Raw genomic sequence first — 24,494 nt, forward strand, 5'->3', positions numbered from 1 at the left:
CTACTGAGGGCCTATAGCTCAGTTGGTTAGAGCAGGGGACTCATAATCCCTTGGTCGTAGGTTCGAGTCCTACTGGGCCCACCATATAAACCAAGGGCTGCAGCAATGCTGCAGTTTCGAGAGGGTGTTTTGGAATGCCTCCGAGGTACAGTTTCGGTACAGTCCGTGCCGATGTCTTCGGAGAACAGCATGGCAACTCTCGTAAAAACCCCATCAGGAACCTGGAAAGCGATCATCCGAAAAGTCGGATGGCCGACAGCATCCAAAACGTTTCGCACCAAACGCGATGCAGAGGATTGGTCACGTCGAACCGAAGACGAGATGGTCAGAGGTGTCTACATCCAGCGCAGCGGATCAGAGCGGATGACCCTAGAAGCGGCGCTGAAGCGTTATCTGTCTGAGGTCACTCCTACCAAAAAGCCTTCTACTCAGAATGGCGAAGCAAGCAAGGCAAAAAAGCTCACTACCGAGCTGGGCAAATACTCCCTTGCAGCCCTCTCCAGCGAAATCATCGCAGCCTACCGTGACAAGCGACTGTCTCAGCCCGCAGCCCGCAAGCGCACATTGACCAGCAACAACACCGTTCGGCTTGAGTTGGCGCTCTTGGGACATCTTTACTCAACGGCAATCAAAGAATGGGGGCTCGGCCTCACATTCAATCCAGTTGCGAGCATTCGGAAGCCCAAGCCTGGAAAGGGTCGAGAGCGGCGTTTTGTAGGGGACGAAGGGGACCGGCTTCTAGGTGCTGCTGATGCGCATAGCAACCCTATGCTCGGATGGATGGCGCGAATCGCCGTGGAAACGACCATGCGTTCATCTGAGATTGCCACGCTTACGCTCTCCCAAGTGGATCTCAAAAAACGGGTCGTCCACCTTCCGGATACCAAAAATAATACCCATCGAACCGTGCCACTCAATAAGCGTGCGACAGATGCAATGCATGCGGCGGTAGACAATCCTCTCAGGCCGAAGGACTGCCAACTTATCTTCTTCGGTGAACCTGGCAGAGATGGTAAGCGTAGGCCTTATGCGTTCAACAAAGTCTGGGCAACGCTGAGGAAGCCGCTCGGGATGACGGATTTTCGCTTTCATGATTTGAGGCACGAGGCCGTCAGCCGACTTGTCGAATCTGGCCTATCCGACCAAGAAGTTTCAGCAATCAGCGGCCACAAATCCATGCAAATGCTAAAGCGCTACACTCACTTACGCGCGGAGGATCTGGTCGAGCGGCTGGATAGCATCGGCAAAGACTAGATTTAAATAGGGTAGAAAAGATTCTGCATGCGAAAACTTTTCTACCCTTTCCTCCCCTGCACTGATATGGAAATCCCTATCCACAGCGCGATGTTTTTTTGAGCGCCCCCCCATTTCCCAACTTTCTGCGATTAATTCCCCCAGGCAGCTTTCAAAGCCAGAAAATAGGGCAGTCCCTTTCCACTATTTAGTCATCAACCTAAAGCGTGGATACCCAGATGACTGCTAGTAACGCCCGTTTTGAGCAACAGCTCATTGACCGATACGGCCCCTTGTTAACAAAGAAGCAGCTGGCAGAGCTGCTACACAGAAGTGAAAAGGGGCTGGACTACACCATTGCGCATCCGGCAGAAAGCGAGTTCGCTGCCTCTCTACATGCCATGAAGCTTCGGCTTGGCCGCCTGATCTACTTCCGAGCGGCTGATGTTGCAAATTTGCTGGCTGGAGGTGAGTGATGCCGATCGACATTAGGTCGGCGCTCGTAACCCGGCCACCGGCATTGGACTATGTGTTCGGCAGCTTCGTAGCTGGTACCGTCGGCGCGCTCGTAGCACCTGGCGGAACAGGCAAAAGCTTCTGGGCTCTGCAGGCGGCAATTGCGGTGGCCTGTCATGTACCCGAAGGAAACCTCGTTGAAATCAACCCTCCCTCGAATGGCCAAGTGGTTTACCTGGCTCTGGAAGATAGTGAGCAGGTTCTCGCTCACCGGATCCATGCCATCGGTCGATGCATACAGAAGCGGGCACAACACTCGGACAACGCCGCTGAAGCATTGGATGCGATAGTTGGGAATCTGACGATCGAAGCGATGATGGGCAAACGCCTAGACGTTATGACCAGCGAAGGCATAGATACCGTCTTGCAGCTGCAAGAAACTCCTCGATTGATCGTCTTCGACACCGTAAGCCGCATTCATGGCCTAGATGAGAATAGCAACAGGGACATGTCTCTTCTGATCTCGCGATTGGAAGAGCTAGCTATAAAAAGCGGCGCCGCAGTTCTTCTCATTCACCACGTGAGCAAAGCCAGCAGACGGGATGGTCAACTCGATCAGTATTCCTCTCGCGGAGCTTCAGCATTGATTGATAACGCTCGATGGTGTGGATATCTAACGCAAATGACCGAGGAGGAAGCCAAGGGCCTGATAGACAGCTCCCAGCTCTCAACGCCCCTGACTGGGCTGCATAGCCAATACGTTCGCCTAGGCGAGAGCAAGCTCAACTATGGGGCTGCCGCACTTGATCAGCAGTGGTACAAACGTTCGGACGGCGGCGTGCTGATACCGGCCCAGATCAGGCGAACGACAAGTATGAAGCCTCGAAAAGGACGGGAGGCGGCAAATGCGCTCTGATATTCGTGGCAAGGACGCCATATACACAATTTTAGACCCGGCACTGGCTGCTGCTTCGCTATTCCGGGCTTATAAATACGGTGAGCGACCAGTCGGGCTCGCAGTGGAACACAGGCACGACAACACACATTTCTTGTTCACCTGCTATGAGTGGCTGGATGTTCGAGATCAATCAATCCTTCTGGCCATCGTGGGCTTAGCCGGGCTTGGCCGCGATCTAATAGGAGCAGAAAGTGACTCTTTAATAACCCGGCAGCTTTGGTCAGAACTGCATCCCTCGCGGGATGCATTAGGGGGTAGTGCTTTAACGCTCACTACGACGTGCTACCAACTGTTGACGGCAGCCAATCTCCCCACTCGTGCCGGCGATTACGGTCGCCTTAAAGACTCGCTTTATAGGCTTTCTCAGGTTGGCTGCAGAGCTAGAAGGGATGGATATGATTGGTCTATGCGCTTACTCAGCGTCGCAACGGCACCGAATGGAGAAGTGCTCATTGCGCTCAATTCTCGATTCGTACAGGCGTTATTTGATCGACAGTATGTGAAAGTATGCCTAAAGGAGCGCAGGATGTTGGACGGTGATCCAGCTAAGCTTCTGCATGCGTGGTTATCGGCCACTGTCCATGAAAACAGTGAGTGCTACTGGACGGGCTTGGATACTGTGTCTCGAAGAATCTGGGGCCCAATGAGCGACAATTCAGCAACACAGAGATGGCGTCGCGCACAGAGTCGCAAAGCACTAGTCGAAATTAGCGAAATTGGCTGGCGCGTCAAATTTCGCGGCGAGGGCATACGATCCCATTTTCGAATTTATCGACCTCGAATCAAATCCGACTGACGCGTTTTCACCAACAATATATCGCGCTTTCACCAACAGGCTATCGCGCTTTCACCAACGTAGAAAAATAGGTACGTCGCTGGAGAGCCCTTAAAATCAAGGCCTCCAGACCAAGCAATATTTTGCTTACTAGGAGATCTCTAAGAGATCCCTATACGCCGGCCCCTCGTTAGACGAGGCCCGGCCTTGCGAGCTCATTAACCACTACCTAAAGCACCGGTTCCGAAGCCCCCGTCGCCCTGCTGTTTTTTCTAATCAGAGGCTTTTGATTCTTCTGTTGATGCGGTATTGACTTGAAAGCCTGGGGCGCCATGACGATGCGACTTGGAAACAAGGAGGCCTGGACGTCGACATGACGCTCAACGCAGGTAGGTGTCGGTGATCTCTGGACGGAAATGCCCTAACTCCTGGGAGACAATAGCTTTTGCGCGCTGTACCTCACCTAGTGCAGCTTGAACCTCGCGGTTTCTATCCTGAGCGTATGAATGTCTTAAACCATGCGCTCCGTTGCTAAAGCCCAGTGCAGAGTTACTCGCGCGCGAGAAAGATTGAGACCACGATTGCCCACCCGCTATATCGTAGAAGCTTTTGTAATGAATTCGACGATCTATGACAATGACAGGCGCATCTAGCCGGCGAGCTTCGAGTTGTGCAACCAAGTTCTTTGGCAAGCTTACTTCGCGAACAAGCCCTCCTTTTCCTACCACAGTATATCTAACACCTTCTCGAAACTTTCCTGGGTCAGCAGGACGATCATCCATTGCCCTTTCGGATGCTGGGAGTAGTGTCAGTAGTTCGTGAGCTCTCAGGCCGGCTGTAGCGGCTAACTCGGTGCTAAGCGCATTACGCGCGGTCTGATGAGAAAGAATTCTTTGCACTTGTTCTGCAGTATAATTTCGGCTGGTTAGGTTCTGTGGCTTCTCTGCCTGAATTACACTCAAACGCTGCTTATCACTTAGCCTTCCAAGTTGGCGTAATACAGCCTGAAGAGCCTGCCGGTCTCTGTCTAAAGTTTTTTGACCTACTTCTCTGGAGCGCTCATACAGGTAAGCTTTAGCTGCCTTCGGAGTAAGCTCGTGTAATGCTCCTCGTCCTGCCCCACGAAGCCATTGTGCGGCCAATTTAAGGCTAGCCTCGTAACTGTGCGAAGTGCCAAGCCCCGAGACAAGCCCGGAGTTGTACATTGCCTTACTAAGGATCTTTGCTTGAGTGGAGGGCTTGGCAAATGTTCTCTTTTCTCTAGAGCGAGGACTTTTGATTTTTTTGCTCACTAATCACCTGCAACATTCTGACGATAGAGCTCAAAGACGTTTCCACTCCTTGGGCCCGCAGCTCTATAAGAATTTGCTCAGCACCAAAGCCCCTGACATATCGATAATTCTCGATTAGACCAATATATTTACTCAAGTGTCGACGATAGGTTCGTCGCTGTAAGCTCGCGTCTACGTCGTTTCGGTAGCGTTTGAACTCGGAGTCTGAAATGGAAAGTGACTGCTGCCTCTGAGTACTTAGTGATCTATGGATTGATCTGGAAATTGCTGAAAGACAGACCTTTACCCTACGCTGCTCAAGCAGCCAACGTTGAATCATCACCAACGTATAGCGCTGTATCCGCAGAGATAAAATTTCTTCGTGATGCCCGTTGAGCTTACTATTCATAAATCTTTAGATCTCGCTGTAAGTTACAGCAACCACTTTAAAGACTTAAATTTCAGCTGCAACCCAAATGGGGCGCTTGGAATTCAAGTATGTGGTTCCGACATCCAGCGGATGCCTAGCCCCTTTTTTTGCAGTGTCGGACTTATCAGATGCAGATACCGAAGTACCGCAACGATGCGCTTTCGCACTCTCACTGTTTGCTTCGCTGTCTAATCGACAGAGTCGAAGGGTTGACCCCTTGCCAGGTTTTCGCGCCTGATACAACTCAATTTATTGTCAGAGTTAGACAGTGATGAATCTGATGCACGGCCGAAGCAAAACCCAGCATCAAGCCTAATACAACGCCTTGAGGTGATGGCTAATCAACTCAGGATGACCAAGCATGCAGATTGAATTAGCAAACTGATGCTTGGGAAGCGAGGTAACGGGCAGCAATAGCTGCCGCATAACCCCGCACCACTCACGCAGACTGAATTAGCAGTCTAGAAAGAACGCACGAAATAGCGTGACATCCTGTGAGGAGAACTCGCATAGCTAGTTCGGGTGCGATTTGATCTTGCTATCGACGCTAGTTTAAGGTCAATAGCAAATACTGAATGTCACATCGATTTTGCTTTTGATCGCGGGACGCGGCTCTGTTCATGGTGTTGAGCGTAGCGAAGCACCCTGACAGAGCCGCGTGCTTCGCACGCAGCAGCGCGTAAAGCGCTGCACGTTCAGCCTAAGCTGAACGAACTGAGATTTTGATGACACCGCATTCCATGAACCATTGTTGACTGATCGCTGGCTAGCAGTGGGACTGAATTCGGATGGCCTGTTTTGAGTTGATCTTTACGAATTTTACTTCAGAGTGAAACTCCTTAAGGACAGGTGAGGAGTTATCGTGAAGGTGCTTAATACTGAGATGAGTCCATCCAGGCTGGCGACGTTAGTAATTTTGGTTGTGGGATTCACGGTGCTGGAAAATTATGTGTATACAGCCGCTGGACTCATATGGGCAGCACTTGTTTTCGTGATTGGAACCGTAGCGATTTTTTTTACCGTACCTAAAAAGATTTTCTCAAGTATCGAGGCCTAACGAATGGGCGAGTTTGGTAATTTTGGGTGGCTATTTCAAAGCGGTCTTGACGCAATGATTTCATCGTTAATATCGATGGGAACAAAGAATGCTGAGCTTGCTGAAATAGTTCGCCAGCTCGCCAGAGCTGTGCCTTACATTTCATTATCTTGGATTATCTGGAATCTGGTGCGAGGCAGGCCCACCAGTATGCCTTTCGGGGTTTTTATAACATCGCTGTTCGTATTCATCGCTTTGCAGCCTGAAACCGTGACCTTCCCTGGTCGTGCCAGCATGGAAATGACAAAAGGACAATCATTTACACTTAAAGTAATTCTCCCTACATATGAAAAGCTCGTCCAGGTGTATCGAACTAAAAATAACGAACAATCCGCGCTGACGATTGCCGATCTTACCGAACGGGAAATCAGTCCATTCATGGGAAGTGATTTGGCTAAGCTAATGAAAGATTACAAAGTATATTGCGAGCCAAGCCCTACTGATGACAATAACGTTTCGGAAACTACTTGGCAAGCTATTGGGCTTCGGGGTGGTGGTGCGCTCGGAGTACCAGAATCTCAAGTCTCTATACTTAGTAGCAATACTGCCGATAAAGTTTCAGGTCTAAATTTTTCATGGTTTTCACAAATTCGACAAGCTCAAGCTTTAATGGATATTTACAAGGCAGGCGAACGAAGATCAGCGGGAAAAGCTGCGCTAGAGCAAATGAGTAGCGATAAATGGCCCACTGGAAAAAGATATTTGCTACCCAGTGAATCTGGATGGAAGTCTAGGTTGTCAGGTGGTGTTGAGGAACCCGCTGGCTACCTGAACCCTTGGGAGGTTGCCGATGGTTCGCTTTCTGATCCGGCGTTGTTAGCAGAGCCATCAGGTGTAAATAATAGATATTTCGTTCCGGAAAATTGCTATGAGGCTTATCAGGCTGCGCAAGCAGGTGCTGAAGAGGGATATAGGGCAGTGGGAGACCGTATTCGACCTTCTAATTTAGCACCTGATACAGAGCCATCTGTTGTCGCAGGGGTTAGAGCTTGGTCAGATGTTGTCAATAAAAGCCTAGGATCTCTTTATTCCGGCTCTGATGGGTCGTCTTTTAGTTCAAAGGTTCGCGAAAATGCATCTGAGGCGATTGGAGCACTCAATGAAGCAAACGGTGCACTTGCAACTTTAGATCTAGCGGCAAAGCTTCCATGGTTTGTCTATTTAACAGCAATGGGACAAGCCGCTCTTATTCATATATTCCCGCTGGTAGCGCTTTTGGCATGTGTCTTTGGTATTGAGATATTGCTCTATTGGATACGGCTGCTTGTATTTACATATCTATCATTGTTTTTTGCTGAAGGTATTCTTTATTTAGTTGCTAGCCAATTAGCCAGCATTAGTTTTATACAAGCTGCAACTGCTATTAATAGCTCTGGTACGCCAATGGAGATTAATGGCATGCGCGGAGTTTTAGCCGGTGGTGCCGGATTCGTTATTCTGGTCGCGACATGGGCTGCTGCAGCGCTTTTGAGAGTTCAATCGCTACCAAAAACAGACAGTGCTGCCAGTTTCACCCAATTAGGAAGTATCGCTGCATCTGTCGCGGGCTCAATAGTCGGCGGACTCTCTAAGATGTCGGCAATCAAGAGCGCCGGTCTAAAGCAAGAGCTACTCCGAGCAAAGATCCAACAAGCACAAAAAACCTTGGGCTCGCCTGGGTCGTCACCAGGTGGCACCCCTAGCAGGGCTGATACGCCGCCGCCTTCACGGCAAAGCCGCGAGTCTGCCGGTCAACGTCTTTCTCGACCAAGCTCTGCCGATAGATCAGAAGGTCAGCAGAAAAATCGGACCACTCGCGGCGAGCGTGCCGAAAAGCGTCGATCGCCGCTCAACCCTTCGGACAATCAGTAGTGCGAAGTACACGCAGCGTCGTTGTGGACGTGGTTCTGGCACGCGAGTCCTCATGCTTCGATGCAGACTCGCCCCTGCTTGAGTGCACCCAAATGAGCCTTACATTCGATTATTACCTAACGGCCACGTACTGCGAAAACTGGGACAACCCGGTCGACCTCAGGTACCTGTTTGATGCCTCGCCCCTTGGCCGGGATTGGTATGGGTCATGCGTGGGGATCAGTATTTTCTGTCGCCCCAACTGAGCGGAATAGGCGCTTATGAGTGGGATGAAACGACCCCCATCGAGATTCGGCTTTTTGAGACGCCATCACTGGACGCTTTGACCTGGTATCTGGTGACTGCGGAGCTAAATCGACGAAACGGCTTTGATGACCGAATGGCGGAAATCCATGAGGTGCAGCTGCAACACTTGATCAATGAGCTGCCAGTTGCGACGGTGCCTTACGTAGGGAGAGCTTGAAAAATGGCCTATCACAGGGTTGTCGTTGCGTGGGTGATCTCCGCGATCGCGTTACTTCCGATGACTGTTGCGTTGCTCCCTCAGGCGTCCTATAGCACTGCCCACAAAGCTTATCTGGCACTTCTGATCATCGCGACCATATCAGCAATATACGCAACGCACCGTACCCATCAGTGCACGCTTAGAAAGCGTTTCTGCTGCGTGTTGTGGGGGATCGTGGTCGCATTTCTCTGGACTTGGTATTGATGAAAAAGGAGCACCCTTTGAAGCAACGGTGGAAGGTACTTTGTGTGGCCGCTTGTTGTGGCTTGGGGTTGACCCCTTGGGAAAAAATCCCAGAACTGATTTCGTCAGAGGTAAGTGGGTACTACATCAGCGACGGCGGATTGAGTACCGGTTATAAAGTGCTCAAGATCGACAGATCAGGGGACGGGAAAATGTACTCGTACGATGCGATGCACCACGGGATCCTGAACACCTACCCCTTCAAGTATTCATCCACTTTTCTGACTATCACTCTCGACTTTGCGGGTGGGGGCCAGGCAGTCCTTTCTGAAGGATGGTTGGGACTGGAAGGCCGTCTCCATTGCTCGAGAGGAAGCTGTGGTGGGCTAGGAACGGTTAGCCGCGTGGGTGAAAGCGAGACGGATCTTCCTGAAGCATTTCAGCGCGCTCTATCAAAAATCAATTATTGATATATCAGTATTTATTTATTGATATTTTTTAGCTCATTGATATCATCGAGTCCGCAGCGCTTCAGGGTAGTAGAAGGGTAAAATCCAATAAACTCTGCTGCTGGTGATAGGGGGGAAGACCTACGGGCTGCCCCCCTGCTCCAATTCTGATGCGTGGTCTATGTCCTTAATTTTCGAAGCTGATCTACGGCGGTACCTGGCTTCAGGCTTGGTGCATGATATCTCGGCCCTTCGCACCCGCGATGGGTGGTCATTGCGCATTCAATTAGGTTCCGAATTTATGTCGTTACGCCGGCAGCGAGGCGGCGAGCGAACCTTCAAAAGTCTCGACAAGCTGGCGATCTTTCTGACCGAGCTGGGGCTTGATCAGTTAATTGTCCAACTGAGGAATTCAAGCGATCAGACTGGAAAGCTTCTGTCACGCAGTCAGTCCGTAGAGGATGACCGGCAAGATCAATTGTTAAGGAGATCGTCAGATGCTTAAAAAGATTGGTTGCCTTATCGGGCTGTGCGTCGGTCTGAGTGGTTGCGGCAATCCATTTGAAGGCAGCTATCGAGCTATGCAAGGCGTAGTAGGTCCACTGGTGGCCATCGATATTAAGGGCAGTAAGGCCACGGTAGTGAAGGTCGATCCTTTTCAGAAAAAGATCCTTAGTGAGCAAACTTGGGAAGCAAAAAGCAAAGGCGAAAAGCTGCTACTGACCGACCTTAAAGGCAAGACCTTTGCTTTCAATCGATCAGTTGATGAGAAAGGGCTGGATTGCCTAAATTGCGGCTTCGGCACAGGCATGCCTGATTCTTGGCAGCAATTCGATCCAAACAAGTAAATGTGACTCATGGAGGGAGGGTACAGAGAATTGCAGCCTTCGCCTCATTACCTAAGCACGCGATTGATGGACGATGAGTGCGTACTTGCACGGACTTGAGCAGGCATTTGCTTTCGATTTGACCAGCAAACTGGTTGCTCACTATCGGAGGAAACCGGGGCGACTCACGTATCGATTCCAAGACTTCTATTCGACCTAACGCCGCTATGACAAGGCTTACAGGGCGATTATAGTCAGCGAGATAATTTAGGATATTTGAGAACGGCTACCCAAAATCGTCCTACCGAACAGGTATGGCTAATACCTTATTTTGAATGTGGGCGAATCCTCCGGCCTGAGCTGCCGGCGGTCATAAATCCGGGTTGTGCTGATATTGGCGTGACCGAGCCAAGCTTGTACCTTGGCAATGTCTGCTTCGTGCTCCAAGGCATTTGTAGCGGCGGTAGCACGCAGACCATGCACGCCAAGTCCGGCAACCTCGATGCCCACCGTCTTTGCATAGCTGCCCACCATCATGTAGATCCCGTTGGCACTGATACCAGCACCTGTCGCACGACCGCGCAGAGGCACAAACAGTGGCGCGTCGGCGCCGACTAAGTGATGACCTGAAATTTCCAGGTAACCATGAATGCGTTCGGCCGCTGTAGGGTGCAGCGGCAGGAAGCGCAGTTTGCCGCCTTTGCCGTGGATCTGCAGGTGCTTGATGCCGCGACGTTCCTGGATATCAGCCACCATGAGTTGCGCGGCTTCCTCCCTGCGCAGGCCGTGGTACAGCAGCACCGCCAGAATCGCCCGATCGCGCTTGCCCTTGAGCGTCTCCGGATCTGGGGCATCAAGCAGGGCCTTGGCCTGGTGATCACCGAGTGCCGGCGTTTTCCCTTCATTGGTTTCAATACGTGGTCGTTTCACCCCATGCACCGGGTTGCCGCCGGCGATGGCATTGTTCTCAAGGAGGTGATCGAATAGGCTGGCCAAGGCAGCGAGTTTGCGGCGGATGGTGGCTCCGGCCAGATCTCGGTCTTCGAGCTGGGCGCGCCAAGCCAAGACGTGCGCACGGGTGACTGCGCGAAACTCTTCGGCGCCGGTGAGCCCGACAAAACCGCAGAAGTCGGCCAGGTCGTTTTGATAGGCACGGCGGGTGCGTGGGTTGTCGATATTGGCGAACCATTCGACCGCTGCCGGCACCTCAGCCAGTATCTGAAACTCGGCAGCGGTCAGACGGCGTTCGCCAGTGATCTGCAGATCGCTCGATGCGCTGGCCGGTAGATTGATAGGGTCACTCATGGCTATGAGAGATCTACAAATTCGTCAGGCATTCGATAAACCACTCCTCCCCCTTTTTTCATAGCCAATCTCCACTTATGGGCAAAGGCTTTTTCTGTGGCCATTCCAGAATCCACCACTGGATGAGCAATGCTGAATTTGTGGGGCAAATACATCTGGTCTCCTACCGCTACGTCTCGAGCGCGAATACGCCTCACGAAAATCGTCGTATTTGCATTGACAATCATGACATTCAGAGGACCTCCGCAGGTTTTGCAGGTCCAGTCATCGTCGTTCACAGCGGCCATGTTCAGAATCAAATTGTGCTGGCCACAATTTGCGTTTACACATTTGTAGCCTTTGTCGTGCCCAGTGTTGATGCGTGGCGCCATGATGAGATCCTTTCAAATAATTGGTGATAACGTATTTTATCACTAATTTATTATGCCGCGTGGTCGCCCTCGCGCAAGCTAGTAGCGCATCAGGTTAGGGTCAGGATGCGCGGCTTCTCCTCCTATGTAGAGGGCCTTAAGGCGAGTCAACCAGTGAAAACCGTTCACTCCCTAGGCTTACCCAAGACTTATTAATCGTACGGAGCGCTTGTCTGACCCAAATCCTCCGACTGACCGCTCAGATCCTGCTCGTGTGCCACCCAAGCACTGCTGTATATTTGTGCTAAGGATGGTAATCCCCTCAGGATTACTGAGTGGCGATCAAATGCTTTTTTACGCTGAAGGCTAAATAGATGGATAGTTTAAAAAATAAAAACCCCTATAAACCTTAGCTTTTATAGTTTTTTTCAAAACCAATCAATCATAGAAACAGATCAGATTTATGATGGGGAACAAATGGAAGGCTTTGCGGAATACAATACGAAACTTGAGCAAGTCTTCTACCTTTGGAAAAAAGACTCTAGTTCTTTTTCCAACCACAGCAATATTACAGCATCTAAAGTCAGGGAACTGATAGACATTACGACTCTTCGTGAATCAGGAGTGTTTTTTACCAGCGACGCTTTGGCAGAAAAAGCAATAAACTCGTTTAACGTGCCAATTGATGATACCGCTCTAGTCGTAGACCCCACATGCGGCTCAGGAAGTCTGCTGGTTGCAGCATCAAGAAAACTGTCTGTAATGCCTTTAGCCAGTGAAACTTTGAGGCAATGGGGAAAACAACTTTGCGGCATCGACTTATTCCCAGAGTTTGTTTATTGCACCAAGCTGAGAATAGTGCTAGAAAGTTTAGTAAGGGGAGCGAAAGCAGATAAAAGCCTATCTGAACTTTTAGATTTGCTAATCAATATTCACACGGGTGACTGCTTAGACAACCTAAGCGTCATCGCTAAGGCCACGCACCTCGCTCTAAACCCTCCTTACAGCAATTCGAAGACTACAGCGAGATATAGCTGGGCCAACGGTAAAATAAACAACGCGGCAATTTATTACTACGAGTTATCACTAGTTCTAAAAGACGGCTGTTCGATTTCGGCTATTTTGCCAGATGTTCTTAGGAGCGGAAGTAGGTTCGCAGCATGGCGTAGCGCTGTCGAGCCTGCACTCACCAATTCTAACGTATCTGTCGAGGGCAGATTCGACAAGCAAACCGACATTGATATTTTCATCCTCAATGGACTGGTTAACAAAAAAGGCTTTGATAAAGTTGAATGGCAGACTGCGGAAACCTTAGGCAAGGCTGGCTCGCTTAAACTTCGAGACTTTTTTGAAGTGGCGGTTGGAGCAGTCGTGCCATACAGAGACCCTCATGAAGGAAAACTGTATGCATACATTCATCCAAAAACTCTTCCCCGCTGGGGAGAAATAAGTAAGATCCCGGAAAGTCGAAATTTTTTAGGGAGAGTGTTCCAACCTCCCTTCGTAGCAATTCGACGAACCTCTGGCCCTAGAGACAAACATCGTGCCGTACCGACTCTAGTGCTAGGAAAAAGATTAGTTGCAGTCGAAAACCACCTGATAGTATTGACGCCAAAGAATGGAAGCTTAGATAAGTGCCGAGAACTTTTAAAGTTACTCGAAGAAAAATATGTTAATGAGTTTCTTAATAGCAGAATACGATGTCGTCACTTAACAGTATCGGCAATATCAGAAATACCATGGAGGTTTTAATGAAAGAACTGCTAGATGAACTGCCTTTTGAGATCGCAGCTCGTTTACCTATCCAGCTCGGGCGGCAAAGCATATCGAGTTCTATGGTTGCTATTTCTGAACTCATTAAAAACTCCTACGATGCCGACGCTAAAAACGTCCGACTCACATTCACTAAATCTGAAGAGGGCGCTCCATCTCTGATCATTGAGGATGATGGGGAAGGCATGTCTTACGAAGACGTAAAAGAAAACTGGCTAATTATTGGTACAAGCCATAAGACGCATCAGGATATTTCAGGAAAAGACAGAATTTACACCGGAGCTAAAGGACTTGGCCGACTAGGTGCGGACAGACTATGTAGGACATTAGTTCTGCAGACCAAACGGGAAAGCGACCAGTTTGCATTAGAGCTTCAAATAGAATGGGAAGCATATGAAAATGCAGTAAAGCCCCTCTCACAGATAAGGCACAAGCTGTATAAACACACCAGTCAAATTCAGGACGAGACTGGAAGATTTCCGGACAATGAAAAAAACTCTGGCACGCGCGTTATGTTGTTGGGATTAAAAGACGACTGGAATTTGAGTCTCTTAACCGACCTAAAGAAAGAGCTATCACTTCTAATCTCTCCATTCGACGAAGCTAATGACTTCTCAATCTCTATTAAATCGGATTATGTCGAAATAGATGGACCTGTCTCGAGTTCGTCTGCTGTTGAATATGCACGGTGGGTAGTAGAAGCAGACCTTGATGACGAAATCGTTAACGCCACCTTTAAATACTCCGACGGACGAGAGTTTAAAATCGATTCAAAAGAATGGAAAAACTGGATTAAGGATCGCCCGCCGGTACCAAGTGCTGGTCCCCTTAAGCTTAAAATGTACTTTATCCCATGGGATGCACCTGGCCTAAAAAGCGTGGACTTTAATAAGCGTAATTGGCGCGAGTTCATGAATGCAAACCAAGGGATACGTATATATAGAGATAGATTCAGAGTGCGCCCTTATGGCGAGCCCACTGGTAAAGGTGATTGGCTAGATCTTGGTATCCGTCGCGCACGCAGTCCAGGTGGAGTTAAACAAGGTGGTTGGAAAGTCGGACCGCACCAGGTAATTGGTGCAGTATTTATAGGTAGAAAAACTAATCCTCTCTTGGAAGATCAAACAAATCGTGAAGGTATCGTTGAGTCAGAAGCATTTTATGACATGCGAGCATTCTGCCTAAAAATCATTGATCGATTTGAATCGTATGCTCATCAAATAGCCAGAGAAGAAGATGACGGGTCTGACACTGAAGAGAAAAAGCTGCTCGCTAAAAAGGCTCTAGCTGACACCACAAAAGTTGTTGAAGAGCTTAAAGAGTCAATCTCTAATAATCTTCAACAAAATGTTGATACTGGAGAGCAGAAAGATATCAGCGTTAACCAACCCGAAACTCTAATGAGTAGAATTGCCGAGGTGGAATCTAGATTGGCAGAGGCCGCTGCACGATCAACCGAACTAGAAATCCATTTAGAAAAAAAGGCTGAGGAGTTAGAGCATGAGAAGGATACTTTAGCAAACCTGGCATCTTTGGGAATTCTCACTGTCTGCTTTGGCCATGAAGCAAAAGAGTTTACGAACCTTTCATTAGTTAACGCGAAAAACCTAAAAGACAGTTTTGAAAGAGGCATCTTCATGCTGACACCTCCTTATGACGAGGAGTTCTCAAACTGCCTAAAAACGATAATTTCTAGCACAGGCTTTGTGAGAAACTTTGCATCGTTTGCCTTGGGAAATATAAAGCCAGATAAGAGAAAGCGCAAAGCCGTCGATGTGGGCGACGTTGCATCAGGCGTATTCAAAGCCTTAAGCGTATCACTAGAAAGACAAAATATTGAGACAAGCGTTACTTGCCAAACCAAACGAAAAATTACTGCCTTTGAGATAGACCTAGAGAGTATTTTTGTCAACCTCATATCTAATTCTATATGGGCTCTTAAGAAGACGGCAGTAGGCGAACGTTTTATATCTGTTAATATTCATGAAAAAGATGATTACTTATCCATAAGCTTTGCTGATAGCGGGTTTGGGTTAGAGTCAGGAACAGAAGATCAAATCTTCCAGCCGATGTATAGCACTCGGCTGGATAGGAAAGGCGCTGTTGAGGGCACCGGCATGGGGCTTTCCATTGTCAAAAGTTTTGTAGACAATCACACGGGAGGGAATATTTCTGCGATTTCACAAGGGAGACTTGGTGGAGCAGAATTTACAATTAACATCCCATTAACCACATACAACAAGGCCTGACGCCATGGAAAAGAATGTCGTGCTATATATTGATGAGGAGCAAACTGCGCTCGACTCTTACGGCCGAGAACTAAGAAAAAATTTGCCGCAAGAGCTTGAAATAATTTGCGCATTACCTCAGCCAACCCTTCCTTTAATGCTCAAATTTATCTGCAGCATGCGTCAGAGAATCGCTTCCATTGTTGTAGATGAACACCTTGAGGTCGCAGGAACTGCTGATTATATAGGAAGTCAACTAGCAGATGCGTATAGACAGCTGGACGACAAAATCCCCATATACATTCTCAGCAATCATCCAGACGAAATAGATGAAAACCTAGAAAGTGTTGAGTACATATTAAGCAAAGATGACTTTGCTGATGGAGGTGCAGCGCTCGAGAGTGCCATTAAACGCATGGTTCGCCACATCAACGCTTACGAACAAATTTTAGATGAACGCGAACAGCGCTTCCTACACTTATTAAAGAGATATGTTTTATCTGACATTTCAACAGAAGAAGCATCTGAACTAAACGAGTTAAAGTTCTGGCGAGAAGTTCCCGCAGCTATTGAGGAGTCGACTATGACAATGGAACTCAAAAGAAAATTAGACGACCAGGAAGACACGCTAAACAAAATAGAAAAATTACTTTCGGGCAAATAATAAAATGTTCTATCCCATTCTCACTCGTCGCGCTAATTACACAACAAAAAACGACGGCACTTATTACGCAGATTACCATCATTACCTAACAGAAATAAAAGAAGATTGTCAAGAGCGATGTGTTTATTGTGACGCACTGCTTTCGGAGCATGGAAATGAAGGCTTTCACATCGACCATTTCAGGCCATACGCGCACTTTGTGGAACTCAAGAGCAATCCAAACAATTTAGTTTTAGCTTGCTCTAAATGCAATATCTGGAAATCAAAAAATTGGCCGACAGGCATGTACTTTCATGTGCACGCATCTCACGACGGCGCTATTGGGTTCATTGATCCTTTCTTGGAACCATTATCCAACTACTTCCGAGTAGATCAATCAGGAAAGCTTTTAACTACAGGAGCAGTTGCGGAATATATGCTCGAACTCCTGCACCTTAACAGAGAGTCAAGAATCCAGTTAAGGCGAAAGAGAGCTACGCTTCATAAAGCGATGCAGCTCAATGAAATTGTCGACAAAAAATTAAAAGACCTAGTAGATTACATGCAAAGCGATGACTTCGACCGTGATACCGCACGAAATATGGCCATCTCACTACGCGAAGTTAAGGACCTGTTAACTGATGCTTTAAATATGCTTCACAAAAGAGTTTCTTAGAGACTAAGGAGGAAAAGCGTGGTTTGCCGATAAACGCCATATAGTCGGTAAAGCCATCAGCCTATCACTATGCTCTTACTACCTAAGAAGACCCCGTAGCCGCTCCGCTCCCCAAGGAAGATCTTCTGTGAGAATCCATGCTCAGTGATCGCAGAATAAATGCATCTTTTGCTGCCTGATACGGATCTGGTCATCCTTGCAAATGCCACATGCCTCATCGCTCACGGCATCTAGCACGCTGTCCAGATCACTTTGTAACACCTCTTTCATCCCTCGCGGCATCCAAGACGATGCCAAAGTCAGTTTGTAACACCTCTTTCGGATGCCCCCCGCCTAAGTAAGAATTGGAGGAGGCGAACCAGAAAGCCATACCCCAAACCACCAGTACCTCAATGACAATCTCAAGCGCTGGGACTAGCTGGTAACCTAGCATTCCTCGGACTCATTTCCGATGCGCCTATATGAATTCGACGGCGAGCCCGCCTGTGCCCCGCAGCTCCCTGCCAACAATCCGACAGGCTCCTCGAGCATGCTCTGGGCTGCAATATTTAAAAATCGTCCGTTTGTCACTGCCCGGGTGGTAAGAATGGCCCGTGCCTCCTTGATGACCAGTTCCTTAATCCGCCACTTATCCGTTCTGACCTTTCGACGCCCTTTCATTTCGACCTCATCCGGGTGGTGCACTAAGTGCCGTCTCGTGACAATGGCAGCTCCTGTCACCCATGGCCACTTCTGAGCCATTGCAAGCGCTCTGGACGTTGCTTACTCCGTGGTCTATGTTGCAGTAGCAGCTCATAAGTTCGAATAATAAAAGCCGTTTCTTATAGGGAAATAAACATGACTGCAATGCCAGGGCACGAAGCTTTTCAAAACGCTTCCGTCGATGCAAATTACGTGTTTACGGTTGAAGCTGAAATTCAAAAGCTTGGCCTTGGCCTGCACAGCTCAGCGTCCTATGCCGATGCCAGGGACGCATTGGTTGCGACGATCGGTAATGTCTGCCATTTCACCGGTCACTACTCGGGCGCGAATCTTGAGCGCGTTCTCAGCAAGGTGGAAACAGCCACCACTGGCCATCGCGTCGTCGCTGTGCTGTTGATTCGATGCATTTCGATTGAAGGGTTATTGCCTCTCGATGACCCCCATGGTTTGGTCGACAGGAAGATCCTGAATATCATCGAAAGCCACGCGCCTGATCTGATGAGATTTGCCAAGATCGAAAAACAGCAGACCTATGAAAAACTGAATATTCTGCGTTCGCTCCATAGCACGGTATGTTCCAACTACACTCCCTTGGCCACGGTGTCTGGCTCACTTTCAGAGATCGCCAGCCAGAAAAACACCATACTGAAATGCCTCAGGCACAATTTGTTTTTAGGGTATATGCATCCCTTCAACATCGTGCCGATCAAAATAAAGCTTGAGTCGATATGCGAAGGGCTTGAGGCGCTATCCGCGAGCGGCGGGGCTGACTACAAGACGAATTTTGACGACACCGAGCGAGCCGTCTCCGAGGCGATGGCGTTGGTGCAGACCTGCCAGTCTTTTTTCACGGACGGGTTTGTCGGTCCATTCCTCATTGCAGTGAGTAACGCGCTGGAGGAGGTGAAAAGCTCTGCTTCGGAGAAATTCCGATCCACGATCGAGTCCTTGAGGTCTCCCCCGAAATGCGCGGAAAAAAAATACCCACTGCATCAGGTCGATCGCTACATAAACTTCACCCTGCCGATGGTCAACAAAGGCCCAAGCACAGCTGTCGATGTGGTGGTTGAAATCGACTGCGGGCTGGACTCCAACATTGCGCTTGAAAACGACCAGCTTTGTCTGGGAGACGTACCTCCGGGCAACTTCGCGATGTGTTTTGGTGGTTACGTCATCAAAGCATCGAAACACTTCGAGATAGCGATCGAGGTCAGTTGGGGAGAAGTCTTCGGTTCGAGGCAAAGCTGCATCTTCGAGGTGAAGATCGAAGGTCAGAACGAAACCGTGGACTGGGCTTCTTTGGAGTCTCTGGAGCCCTACAGCCTTGAGGTCGCAGAGGGCGACATGTTTGTGGGGCGGGTCGCCAAGGTGAAGGCGATAGCGAACAAGCTGCTAAAGCGCCCCATGACGTCCTCGTACATTACCGGCCAGAAGCGGATCGGCAAGACATCCCTAGCCAGGGCTGTGGCCAACTACCTCGTTCAGGAACACGAAGACTTTCACAGCCTGTACCTTGAATATGGCGAGTATTGTTCTGCCACCCCTCAAAAGACACTCAGGACGTTAGGGGAAAACATCTACTCGTTCCTGAGCGAGTTCCTTTCGGCGACCGAGATCACAACCCCTGATTTTTCCGAGTCGATCGCGGACCTGAATATTGCGGCCAAAAAGCTTGAGGCAAAATATCCCAATAGTCGATTTGTCATCATTCTGGATGAGTTCGACGAAATCCATCCTGAGCTGTACCGCTCTGGGCCACTGGCCGAAACCTTCTTCGCTAATCTGCGAACGCTTGCCGCCAGGAAGAATCTGGCGTTCATCCTGGTGGGCGGTGAGAAAATGCCGTTCATCATTGGCGCGCAAGGCGACCAGCTGAACAAATTCTCGCGTGAGCCTCTGGACTATTTTTCCCGGAGCTCCGAATGGACGGAGTATTTGGAGCTCATCAGCAAGCCTGTCGAGGGCATATTGAATTGGGATGCGGCGGCGATCAACGAACTCTTCACACTGACCCATGGCCACCCATATTACACAAAGCTGCTGTGCTCCAAGGTTGTAAGCGCAGCAGTTGCAGAGCGAGATACCGAGATTATTGCCCCAGACATTTCCAGAGGGTTGACGTTGCTCCTGCCGGAGCTCGATACCAACGCGTTTGCGCATCTGTGGAAGGACGGTATCAGTTTCGAACGTGATCTTGCCGAGGTCACCGAACTCAAGCGGCTCAGGTTGCTGGTCGGTATCGGACGATCGCTAAGAGAGCACAAGCGAAAAGAGGATGATGTCAAACAGCAGGCAGTGGGAGCGCACCTTCCAGAACATGAGATCACTCCGTTGCTCAGCGACTTTCAGCGCAGGGAAATTTTATACGAACGTAATGGCGAGCTGTTTTTTACGGTTCCCATATTCGAAGCATGGCTAACCGAATTCGGTCTAAGCAAGCTGATTACCAGCACGTTGGGAGATGAGCTTGAAGCTAGCATCAAGCAGGCGGAAGACAAGGCGCATGTTACCTCCACTGAGATTCAGCAACTGGTGACTACCTGGCCAACCTACCGCGCGCAAAAAATTAACGCTGAGCAGGTCAGGGCGTGGCTAGATCAGTTGCCGTTGATGCAAAACCAGAGGCTATTGTTCAAGACTTTGCAGCACATTAGATTCCTGTCACCTGTAGAAATTGAAGACCATCTAAAACTCGCACATGACCGCGTGGTGCGGCCGGCAATCGGTGCGCTGACGATAACCAGAAAAACCGACCGGCGCACGGACTTGTGGATCACCTACGTTGACGGAGCGGGGAAGAGCGGTCAACAGTACGCCCGCGAGTACGCTAAAGCCAACGCCATCTCCCTCACCTGCATACTTGATCATGCCGACCTGCTCAAGCGTCTAAACGGAATCCAGCGACGAGAAGAGGGGCCTCCCAAAGCCCTGATCGTCGTCGACGACGTGGTGGGCAGTGGCGAGACGCTCTCGAAAGGAGTCGCGGGGCTGGTAGGCCCCATCGCAGAGCAATTATCCTCGTTGAAAATTCCATTGCTGGCTATCGCGTTGGTATCTACAGAAGAGGGTGAGAAGAAGGTCACGGCTGCGCTCAGCAAATTTGATATCACCTCTCAGTTTTACCCCTGTGAAATCATGGCGAGCGAGTATTTCGCGTTTCCGAAATCAGGCATCGGATTCTGGAGCGATGCAGATGAAATGCACCGCGCCAAAGCTCTCTGCCAGGAACTGGGCGCTAAACTGTACAAGTCTCCGCTGGGCTTTCAGGACCAGGGTCTGCTGTTGGTATTGCCTGCCACGTGCCCGAACAACTCCTTGCCTGTCCTGTTCCGTGAAAAAGCGGGCGCAACGCCATGGGTGCCGTTATTTCCAAGACCGATCACCTGATTCACCCGAGATCTTGCTATGGGCGTCCTAATCGGCACCATTTGCCCAAACCGTACTGTCGCGATGGGCGCGCAGGTCGGAGAGATAAACACACCCGTGGCTGATCTCGGTAAAGCGGCAGCCACTTGCGATTAACTTTGCCGTTGATCCCGTGGTTGATGACGACGCTGGATAGCATAGCCCCCAGCAGCCACTCCTGAACAACCTGGACCTTGAACGGTTTGGGATAAGGGCTTCGTTGGCGCATGGACGTCCTCACGTTAAGGGCTATAGCGTCCGCTTCAATACGCGGACACCATCGCCTTTAATGTGGACTTCGGAAGGTGAATTGGAAGGACGCTTGCGTTTACTGCTGCATTTGAGCCGTTTTTTGTGCAATAAAACGTGGTTTTAGCTAACCCATTTATCAGTGGTGCATTTGAAGTGTGCTAAAGGGAAAAAGCCGGACCTTTAGAGGAAGTGATCGGTGCTTGGAGGGCATTAAGGCTTGGATGAGTGCGTTTTTGGACAGTTGTCCTGGGGTGCGTCATGAGTACTTGATGGGAGTCTTCGGGGCATTCAAGGGAATCTATAAGGTATTAGCGGTGCTATGGGGGTGCTAAGCGGGAATTAGAAGGGGCCTCGTCACCCCCGCTTTGGTCCAAAACAGCGAAAAAATGCCTTCAAGGCCCAAGGTCCGAAAAAAAGCTCCATCGCCCCTCGGGTGCACCGTTTGATACTAGCTTCTATCGGTTGCACCTGGTACTAGCCAAGGCATCCACATCAGCGGAAGCGTCCTATAAGTACATTGGCAGTACAGTCCCCAGTCGTACCCTCTTTTATGAAACTGGCAAAAACTCAGTGTTAACAGTTGGTTAGCCCTGTTGTACCTTTGCCTACCCTCGCCTAGACTTATATGGCCTCGGAGTGTCATTCGGTGACTCATAATCCCTTGGTCGTAGGTTCGAGTCCTACTGGGCCCACCACTTTGAAAGCCACGCACCGCGTGGCTTTCGTCGCTTCTAGGGCTTGGAAAACTCAAGCCGAAACAGTGCAAAAAAGTGGTTCCACCCAAGATTTGTCCAATCTCATTTTTCGACGGCTGAATTCTCGGCCACTTTTTCATCATGATCCTTCTCGAAAATGCCCGCTAAGGGTTTAACGAAACGACCTCTGCCATGTGTCCAGGGCTGAAGTGCGCGTACTGTTGAGTCATGGCCAAGGTCGAATGCCCAAGCACACGCTGCAGCGTCAGGATGTCGCCACCATTCATCATGTAGTGACTGGCGAAAGTATGGCGTAACACACCTAACGTCTCCAAAACCGACGCGCTCGATGTGTTATTAACGGGGAGTTGGCTTGCTGGCGATGAGGCCCGTGCAGACGTCAAATTCCCCGGGGCCTTACATCAAAGACCATTTGCATCTTAGTCACCGCGTGTAGAAAATCATCGTCTTTTTGCACGAATGGATACGCGCATGAAGTTTGAGAAGACCACGCAGTACAGGTCCGCGGAAGGGATCGTCTTCAATCTGTCTCAAATCACCCTCATGGAAAGCGACCGAGGTCGCCTGCGCGAGTTGCACTTTGGCGAAGCGAAACGCGCCCATTACCAAGTTAACGGCATGGTCGTCGATATGTACGACCGAATGCAGGCTCGAAACCTGCCATGCCTGCTGAAAGTCTGCATTTCCAATCCCCTCACCCGGCAGCAGGCCGATGCTATCAGCACTATGCGGGGCAACGTCGCCAAGGGAATTGCTGCGGCCTCAGGTGGCGTTGCCGGCAAGGTAGGTGCGTTGGGCGGGCCGCTCATTGGCTGGGCTTCAGGTGCAGTGGTGACGACAGGTGTCAACTGGTACCTCAAAGGGGCCCTGCCGAACCTGCATGCAGGTGACGTGCTGGTCAGCATCGAGGGAGAGGTCCATGGCGGGATTGGCCCACAGCGCTCTGTCGTGACGCTGGTCATCAAGGTCTGAGGAAGTGCACATGCCCTACATCATGCAAACTGTCGTCCTTCTGGTGCTGGGCGCGATCCTCGTTCAGTTTCTGAAACCATACCCGCTGCGCAAGTGGCTGGGTTTGGCCCTACTGGCAACGGGCTTGGTCAGCATCTTCAAGGTTGGTGAGCAGCAGGTGCTGGGCTTTGACCTGGAGCTGCTAGCACTGCTGGCCGTGCCGCTGGGCGTGGTGCTATTCCTGACGCGGCGGCGGTTCACGGAGGGGGACTGAAGCCCCGGCACGATTTCTCGGTGCCGTCTCTGACCCAAATCAGATGGGATAACAGTCGATCAACAGCGCGTTGATCGATGATCTTAGCGTTGGACCTTGCCGGCGGATTGGGGGTTACTTTGAACATACTGGTAACGCCTAACGTAGGTTAGATGCCGCCAAAATCACTGCTAAATGATGAATGGCGGCTGTAACGCAGGCCAGGCGCAGTCGTAAATGTGTAATACCACATTGACCAGCCTCGCGAACTCAGCGGGCGCGTCCTAATTCTGATCCTAGACAGCACGGATATAGCGCACATGAAAGGTCACCGCAATCGCCAACCTTTAAAGTCAGACTATAGGCATGCCCCAGGCCAAGCCGCGTTTTGCTTCTCGATCTGTGAATGGAACGTGGTTTGGAGCTGCGAGGCGAATTGCGAAACTCAAAGGCCGTAAAAACCGTACAACCACGCGACAGCACTCAGCTTGAGCCACTCACTCTGAATTACGCTCAACACCAAGTAATACGGGGCATCCAGCCATGCCAACCTACGTTCACCTAAGAACGCTTTCTCTAGGCATACCAGTTCGCCCAGCAACTCATAATGTCTTGGTCGTAGGTTCGAGTCCTACTGGGCCCACCAAACTTAAAAGCCGCGCAATGCGCGGCTTTTGTGTGTCTGGAAGCCTGTAATATGCTCCCCATCGCCGCCCATACCGGAGCACCCCTTGCCTGCCCTAGATGAAATCGACCGCCAACTAATAGCCGCCCTGCAAATCAACGCCCGCGAAAGCGTGGCCATGCTTGCCCGGCAGTTGGGCATCGCGCGCACCACGGTGACCTCACGCCTGGCGCGCCTGGAGAAAACCCAGGTGATCACCGGTTATGGTGTGCGTCTCGGCCAGCGGGTGGTGGACGGTGGTTTGCAGGCGTATGTGGGCATCACCGTGCAGGCACGCTCGGGTAAAGAAGTGTTGCGCAGACTGAGTGCCATGGCGCAGGTGCAACAGTTGTGCGCGGTCAGTGGAGAGTTCGATTACGTGGCCTGGCTGCGCACTGACTCGCCGGAGCAGTTGGACCAATTACTCGACCAAATAGGCAGTGTGGACGGCGTGGAGAAAACCACGACCTCAATCATCTTGAGTAACAAATTGGATCGCGGGCAGCCAATTTGACCACCAACTTCGTCATTACGACTAAAAA

Annotated in this window: 20 protein-coding genes, 1 tRNA gene and 1 pseudogene; 18 read left to right on the forward strand and 4 right to left on the reverse strand. The window is 50.1% G+C overall.

Features of this window, described 5'->3' with window-relative positions; all coding sequences use genetic code 11:
• Nucleotides 1–7: 7 nt before the first annotated feature.
• From AACY36_RS02625 to repC, 5 genes are all read left to right on the forward strand, one after another.
• Nucleotides 8–84 (forward strand) — tRNA-Ile (locus tag AACY36_RS02625).
• Between the two features lie 105 nt (nt 85–189).
• Nucleotides 190–1,254, forward strand: a complete 1,065-nt coding sequence (locus AACY36_RS02630; RefSeq protein WP_339496715.1) for a site-specific integrase — start codon at nt 190–192, stop codon at nt 1,252–1,254.
• A 218-nt stretch (nt 1,255–1,472) separates the two neighbouring features.
• A complete protein-coding gene (locus AACY36_RS02635; RefSeq protein ID WP_054071027.1) occupies nt 1,473–1,709 on the forward strand; it encodes a hypothetical protein in 237 nt (78 codons plus the stop codon).
• Nucleotides 1,709–2,605, forward strand: coding sequence for a helicase RepA family protein (locus tag AACY36_RS02640; RefSeq protein WP_122455305.1), 897 nt, complete (start codon nt 1,709–1,711; stop codon nt 2,603–2,605). The genes AACY36_RS02635 and AACY36_RS02640 overlap by 1 nt, the downstream gene beginning before the upstream one ends.
• Nucleotides 2,595–3,443, forward strand: coding sequence for a replication protein C, IncQ-type (repC, locus tag AACY36_RS28160; RefSeq protein WP_445262850.1), 849 nt, complete (start codon nt 2,595–2,597; stop codon nt 3,441–3,443). The genes AACY36_RS02640 and repC overlap by 11 nt, the downstream gene beginning before the upstream one ends.
• A 359-nt stretch (nt 3,444–3,802) precedes the next feature.
• Here repC and AACY36_RS02645 read toward each other — a convergent pair whose 3' ends face one another.
• Nucleotides 3,803–4,714 (reverse strand): site-specific integrase, encoded by a 912-nt coding sequence (locus AACY36_RS02645; RefSeq protein ID WP_339496718.1) that lies wholly within the window; start codon nt 4,712–4,714, stop codon nt 3,803–3,805.
• A gap of 1,271 nt (nt 4,715–5,985) precedes the next feature.
• Here AACY36_RS02645 and AACY36_RS02650 point away from each other — a divergent pair.
• The 5 genes from AACY36_RS02650 (at nt 5,986) to AACY36_RS02670 (ending at nt 10,055) form a co-directional block, all read left to right on the forward strand.
• A complete protein-coding gene (locus AACY36_RS02650) occupies nt 5,986–6,180 on the forward strand; it encodes a hypothetical protein (RefSeq protein WP_339496719.1) in 195 nt (64 codons plus the stop codon).
• A gap of 3 nt (nt 6,181–6,183) precedes the next feature.
• Entirely contained in the window at nt 6,184–8,070 is a 1,887-nt protein-coding gene (locus AACY36_RS02655; RefSeq protein WP_339496720.1) for a hypothetical protein, read from the forward strand.
• A gap of 208 nt (nt 8,071–8,278) precedes the next feature.
• Entirely contained in the window at nt 8,279–8,533 is a 255-nt protein-coding gene (locus AACY36_RS02660) for a hypothetical protein (RefSeq protein ID WP_339496722.1), read from the forward strand.
• Between the two features lie 245 nt (nt 8,534–8,778).
• The gene (locus tag AACY36_RS02665; protein ID WP_339496724.1) at nt 8,779–9,228 is read left to right on the forward strand and encodes a hypothetical protein; all 450 of its coding nucleotides are present in this window, start codon (nt 8,779–8,781) and stop codon (nt 9,226–9,228) included.
• A 476-nt stretch (nt 9,229–9,704) separates the two neighbouring features.
• On the forward strand, nt 9,705–10,055 hold the full coding sequence (locus tag AACY36_RS02670) for a hypothetical protein (protein ID WP_047295889.1): 351 nt from the start codon (nt 9,705–9,707) through the stop codon (nt 10,053–10,055).
• Between the two features lie 297 nt (nt 10,056–10,352).
• Here AACY36_RS02670 and AACY36_RS02675 read toward each other — a convergent pair whose 3' ends face one another.
• Nucleotides 10,353–11,339: a tyrosine-type recombinase/integrase gene (locus AACY36_RS02675; protein WP_339496726.1), complete on the reverse strand. Its 987-nt coding sequence runs from the start codon at nt 11,337–11,339 to the stop codon at nt 10,353–10,355.
• A gap of 2 nt (nt 11,340–11,341) precedes the next feature.
• Entirely contained in the window at nt 11,342–11,710 is a 369-nt protein-coding gene (locus AACY36_RS02680) for a hypothetical protein (RefSeq protein ID WP_339496728.1), read from the reverse strand.
• Between the two features lie 456 nt (nt 11,711–12,166).
• Between AACY36_RS02680 and AACY36_RS02685 the strand changes: the two genes are divergently transcribed.
• The 5 genes from AACY36_RS02685 (at nt 12,167) to AACY36_RS02705 (ending at nt 21,098) form a co-directional block, all read left to right on the forward strand.
• Entirely contained in the window at nt 12,167–13,441 is a 1,275-nt protein-coding gene (locus tag AACY36_RS02685) for a hypothetical protein (protein WP_339496729.1), read from the forward strand.
• The gene (locus AACY36_RS02690; protein WP_339496731.1) at nt 13,441–15,711 is read left to right on the forward strand and encodes a sensor histidine kinase; all 2,271 of its coding nucleotides are present in this window, start codon (nt 13,441–13,443) and stop codon (nt 15,709–15,711) included. Before AACY36_RS02685 ends, AACY36_RS02690 begins: the two co-directional genes overlap by 1 nt.
• Nucleotides 15,712–15,715: 4 nt before the next feature.
• On the forward strand, nt 15,716–16,354 hold the full coding sequence (locus AACY36_RS02695) for a hypothetical protein (protein ID WP_339496732.1): 639 nt from the start codon (nt 15,716–15,718) through the stop codon (nt 16,352–16,354).
• Nucleotides 16,355–16,358: 4 nt separating this feature from the next.
• On the forward strand, nt 16,359–17,009 hold the full coding sequence (locus AACY36_RS02700) for an HNH endonuclease (protein ID WP_339496734.1): 651 nt from the start codon (nt 16,359–16,361) through the stop codon (nt 17,007–17,009).
• An 837-nt stretch (nt 17,010–17,846) separates the two neighbouring features.
• Nucleotides 17,847–21,098, forward strand: coding sequence for an ATP-binding protein (locus tag AACY36_RS02705; RefSeq protein WP_339496735.1), 3,252 nt, complete (start codon nt 17,847–17,849; stop codon nt 21,096–21,098).
• A gap of 1,132 nt (nt 21,099–22,230) precedes the next feature.
• Here AACY36_RS02705 and AACY36_RS02710 read toward each other — a convergent pair.
• Nucleotides 22,231–22,383 (reverse strand): annotated as a pseudogene (locus AACY36_RS02710) (tyrosine-type recombinase/integrase); the annotation flags it as partial.
• A gap of 172 nt (nt 22,384–22,555) precedes the next feature.
• On the opposite strand from AACY36_RS02710, the gene AACY36_RS02715 reads away from it, so the two are divergent.
• The 3 genes from AACY36_RS02715 to AACY36_RS02725 all read left to right on the forward strand — a co-directional run bounded on the left by AACY36_RS02715 (nt 22,556) and on the right by AACY36_RS02725 (nt 24,466).
• Nucleotides 22,556–23,056, forward strand: coding sequence for a hypothetical protein (locus tag AACY36_RS02715; protein ID WP_339415392.1), 501 nt, complete (start codon nt 22,556–22,558; stop codon nt 23,054–23,056).
• Between the two features lie 10 nt (nt 23,057–23,066).
• Nucleotides 23,067–23,309 carry a hypothetical protein gene (locus AACY36_RS02720; RefSeq protein WP_054594326.1) on the forward strand — a complete coding sequence of 81 codons (243 nt, stop codon included), beginning with the start codon at nt 23,067–23,069 and terminating at the stop codon, nt 23,307–23,309.
• Nucleotides 23,310–24,019: 710 nt separating this feature from the next.
• Complete coding sequence (locus tag AACY36_RS02725) at nt 24,020–24,466, forward strand: Lrp/AsnC family transcriptional regulator (protein WP_010206997.1); 447 nt, start codon at nt 24,020–24,022, stop codon at nt 24,464–24,466.
• Nucleotides 24,467–24,494: the final 28 nt, after the last annotated feature.

Source organism: Pseudomonas sp. EA_15y_Pfl1_P101, from assembly GCF_963970835.1.
In the GTDB taxonomy this organism is placed as follows: Bacteria; Pseudomonadota; Gammaproteobacteria; order Pseudomonadales; family Pseudomonadaceae; genus Aquipseudomonas; species Aquipseudomonas tritici.

Excerpts from the sequence above, each read along its gene's own strand:
- AACY36_RS02630 (WP_339496715.1), top strand. The coding sequence starts at position 190 with ATGGCAACTCTCGTAAAAACCCCATCAGGAACCTGGAAAGCGATCATC.
- AACY36_RS02635 (WP_054071027.1), top strand. The coding sequence starts at position 1,473 with ATGACTGCTAGTAACGCCCGTTTTGAGCAACAGCTCATTGACCGATAC.
- AACY36_RS02640 (WP_122455305.1), top strand. The coding sequence starts at position 1,709 with ATGCCGATCGACATTAGGTCGGCGCTCGTAACCCGGCCACCGGCATTG.
- repC (WP_445262850.1), top strand. The coding sequence starts at position 2,595 with ATGCGCTCTGATATTCGTGGCAAGGACGCCATATACACAATTTTAGAC.
- AACY36_RS02655 (WP_339496720.1), top strand. The coding sequence starts at position 6,184 with ATGGGCGAGTTTGGTAATTTTGGGTGGCTATTTCAAAGCGGTCTTGAC.
- AACY36_RS02660 (WP_339496722.1), top strand. The coding sequence starts at position 8,279 with ATGCGTGGGGATCAGTATTTTCTGTCGCCCCAACTGAGCGGAATAGGC.
- AACY36_RS02665 (WP_339496724.1), top strand. The coding sequence starts at position 8,779 with ATGAAAAAGGAGCACCCTTTGAAGCAACGGTGGAAGGTACTTTGTGTG.
- AACY36_RS02670 (WP_047295889.1), top strand. The coding sequence starts at position 9,705 with ATGCTTAAAAAGATTGGTTGCCTTATCGGGCTGTGCGTCGGTCTGAGT.
- AACY36_RS02675 (WP_339496726.1), bottom strand. The coding sequence starts at position 11,339 with ATGAGTGACCCTATCAATCTACCGGCCAGCGCATCGAGCGATCTGCAG.
- AACY36_RS02680 (WP_339496728.1), bottom strand. The coding sequence starts at position 11,710 with ATGGCGCCACGCATCAACACTGGGCACGACAAAGGCTACAAATGTGTA.
- AACY36_RS02685 (WP_339496729.1), top strand. The coding sequence starts at position 12,167 with ATGGAAGGCTTTGCGGAATACAATACGAAACTTGAGCAAGTCTTCTAC.
- AACY36_RS02690 (WP_339496731.1), top strand. The coding sequence starts at position 13,441 with ATGAAAGAACTGCTAGATGAACTGCCTTTTGAGATCGCAGCTCGTTTA.
- AACY36_RS02695 (WP_339496732.1), top strand. The coding sequence starts at position 15,716 with ATGGAAAAGAATGTCGTGCTATATATTGATGAGGAGCAAACTGCGCTC.
- AACY36_RS02700 (WP_339496734.1), top strand. The coding sequence starts at position 16,359 with ATGTTCTATCCCATTCTCACTCGTCGCGCTAATTACACAACAAAAAAC.
- AACY36_RS02705 (WP_339496735.1), top strand. The coding sequence starts at position 17,847 with ATGACTGCAATGCCAGGGCACGAAGCTTTTCAAAACGCTTCCGTCGAT.
- AACY36_RS02715 (WP_339415392.1), top strand. The coding sequence starts at position 22,556 with ATGAAGTTTGAGAAGACCACGCAGTACAGGTCCGCGGAAGGGATCGTC.
- AACY36_RS02720 (WP_054594326.1), top strand. The coding sequence starts at position 23,067 with ATGCCCTACATCATGCAAACTGTCGTCCTTCTGGTGCTGGGCGCGATC.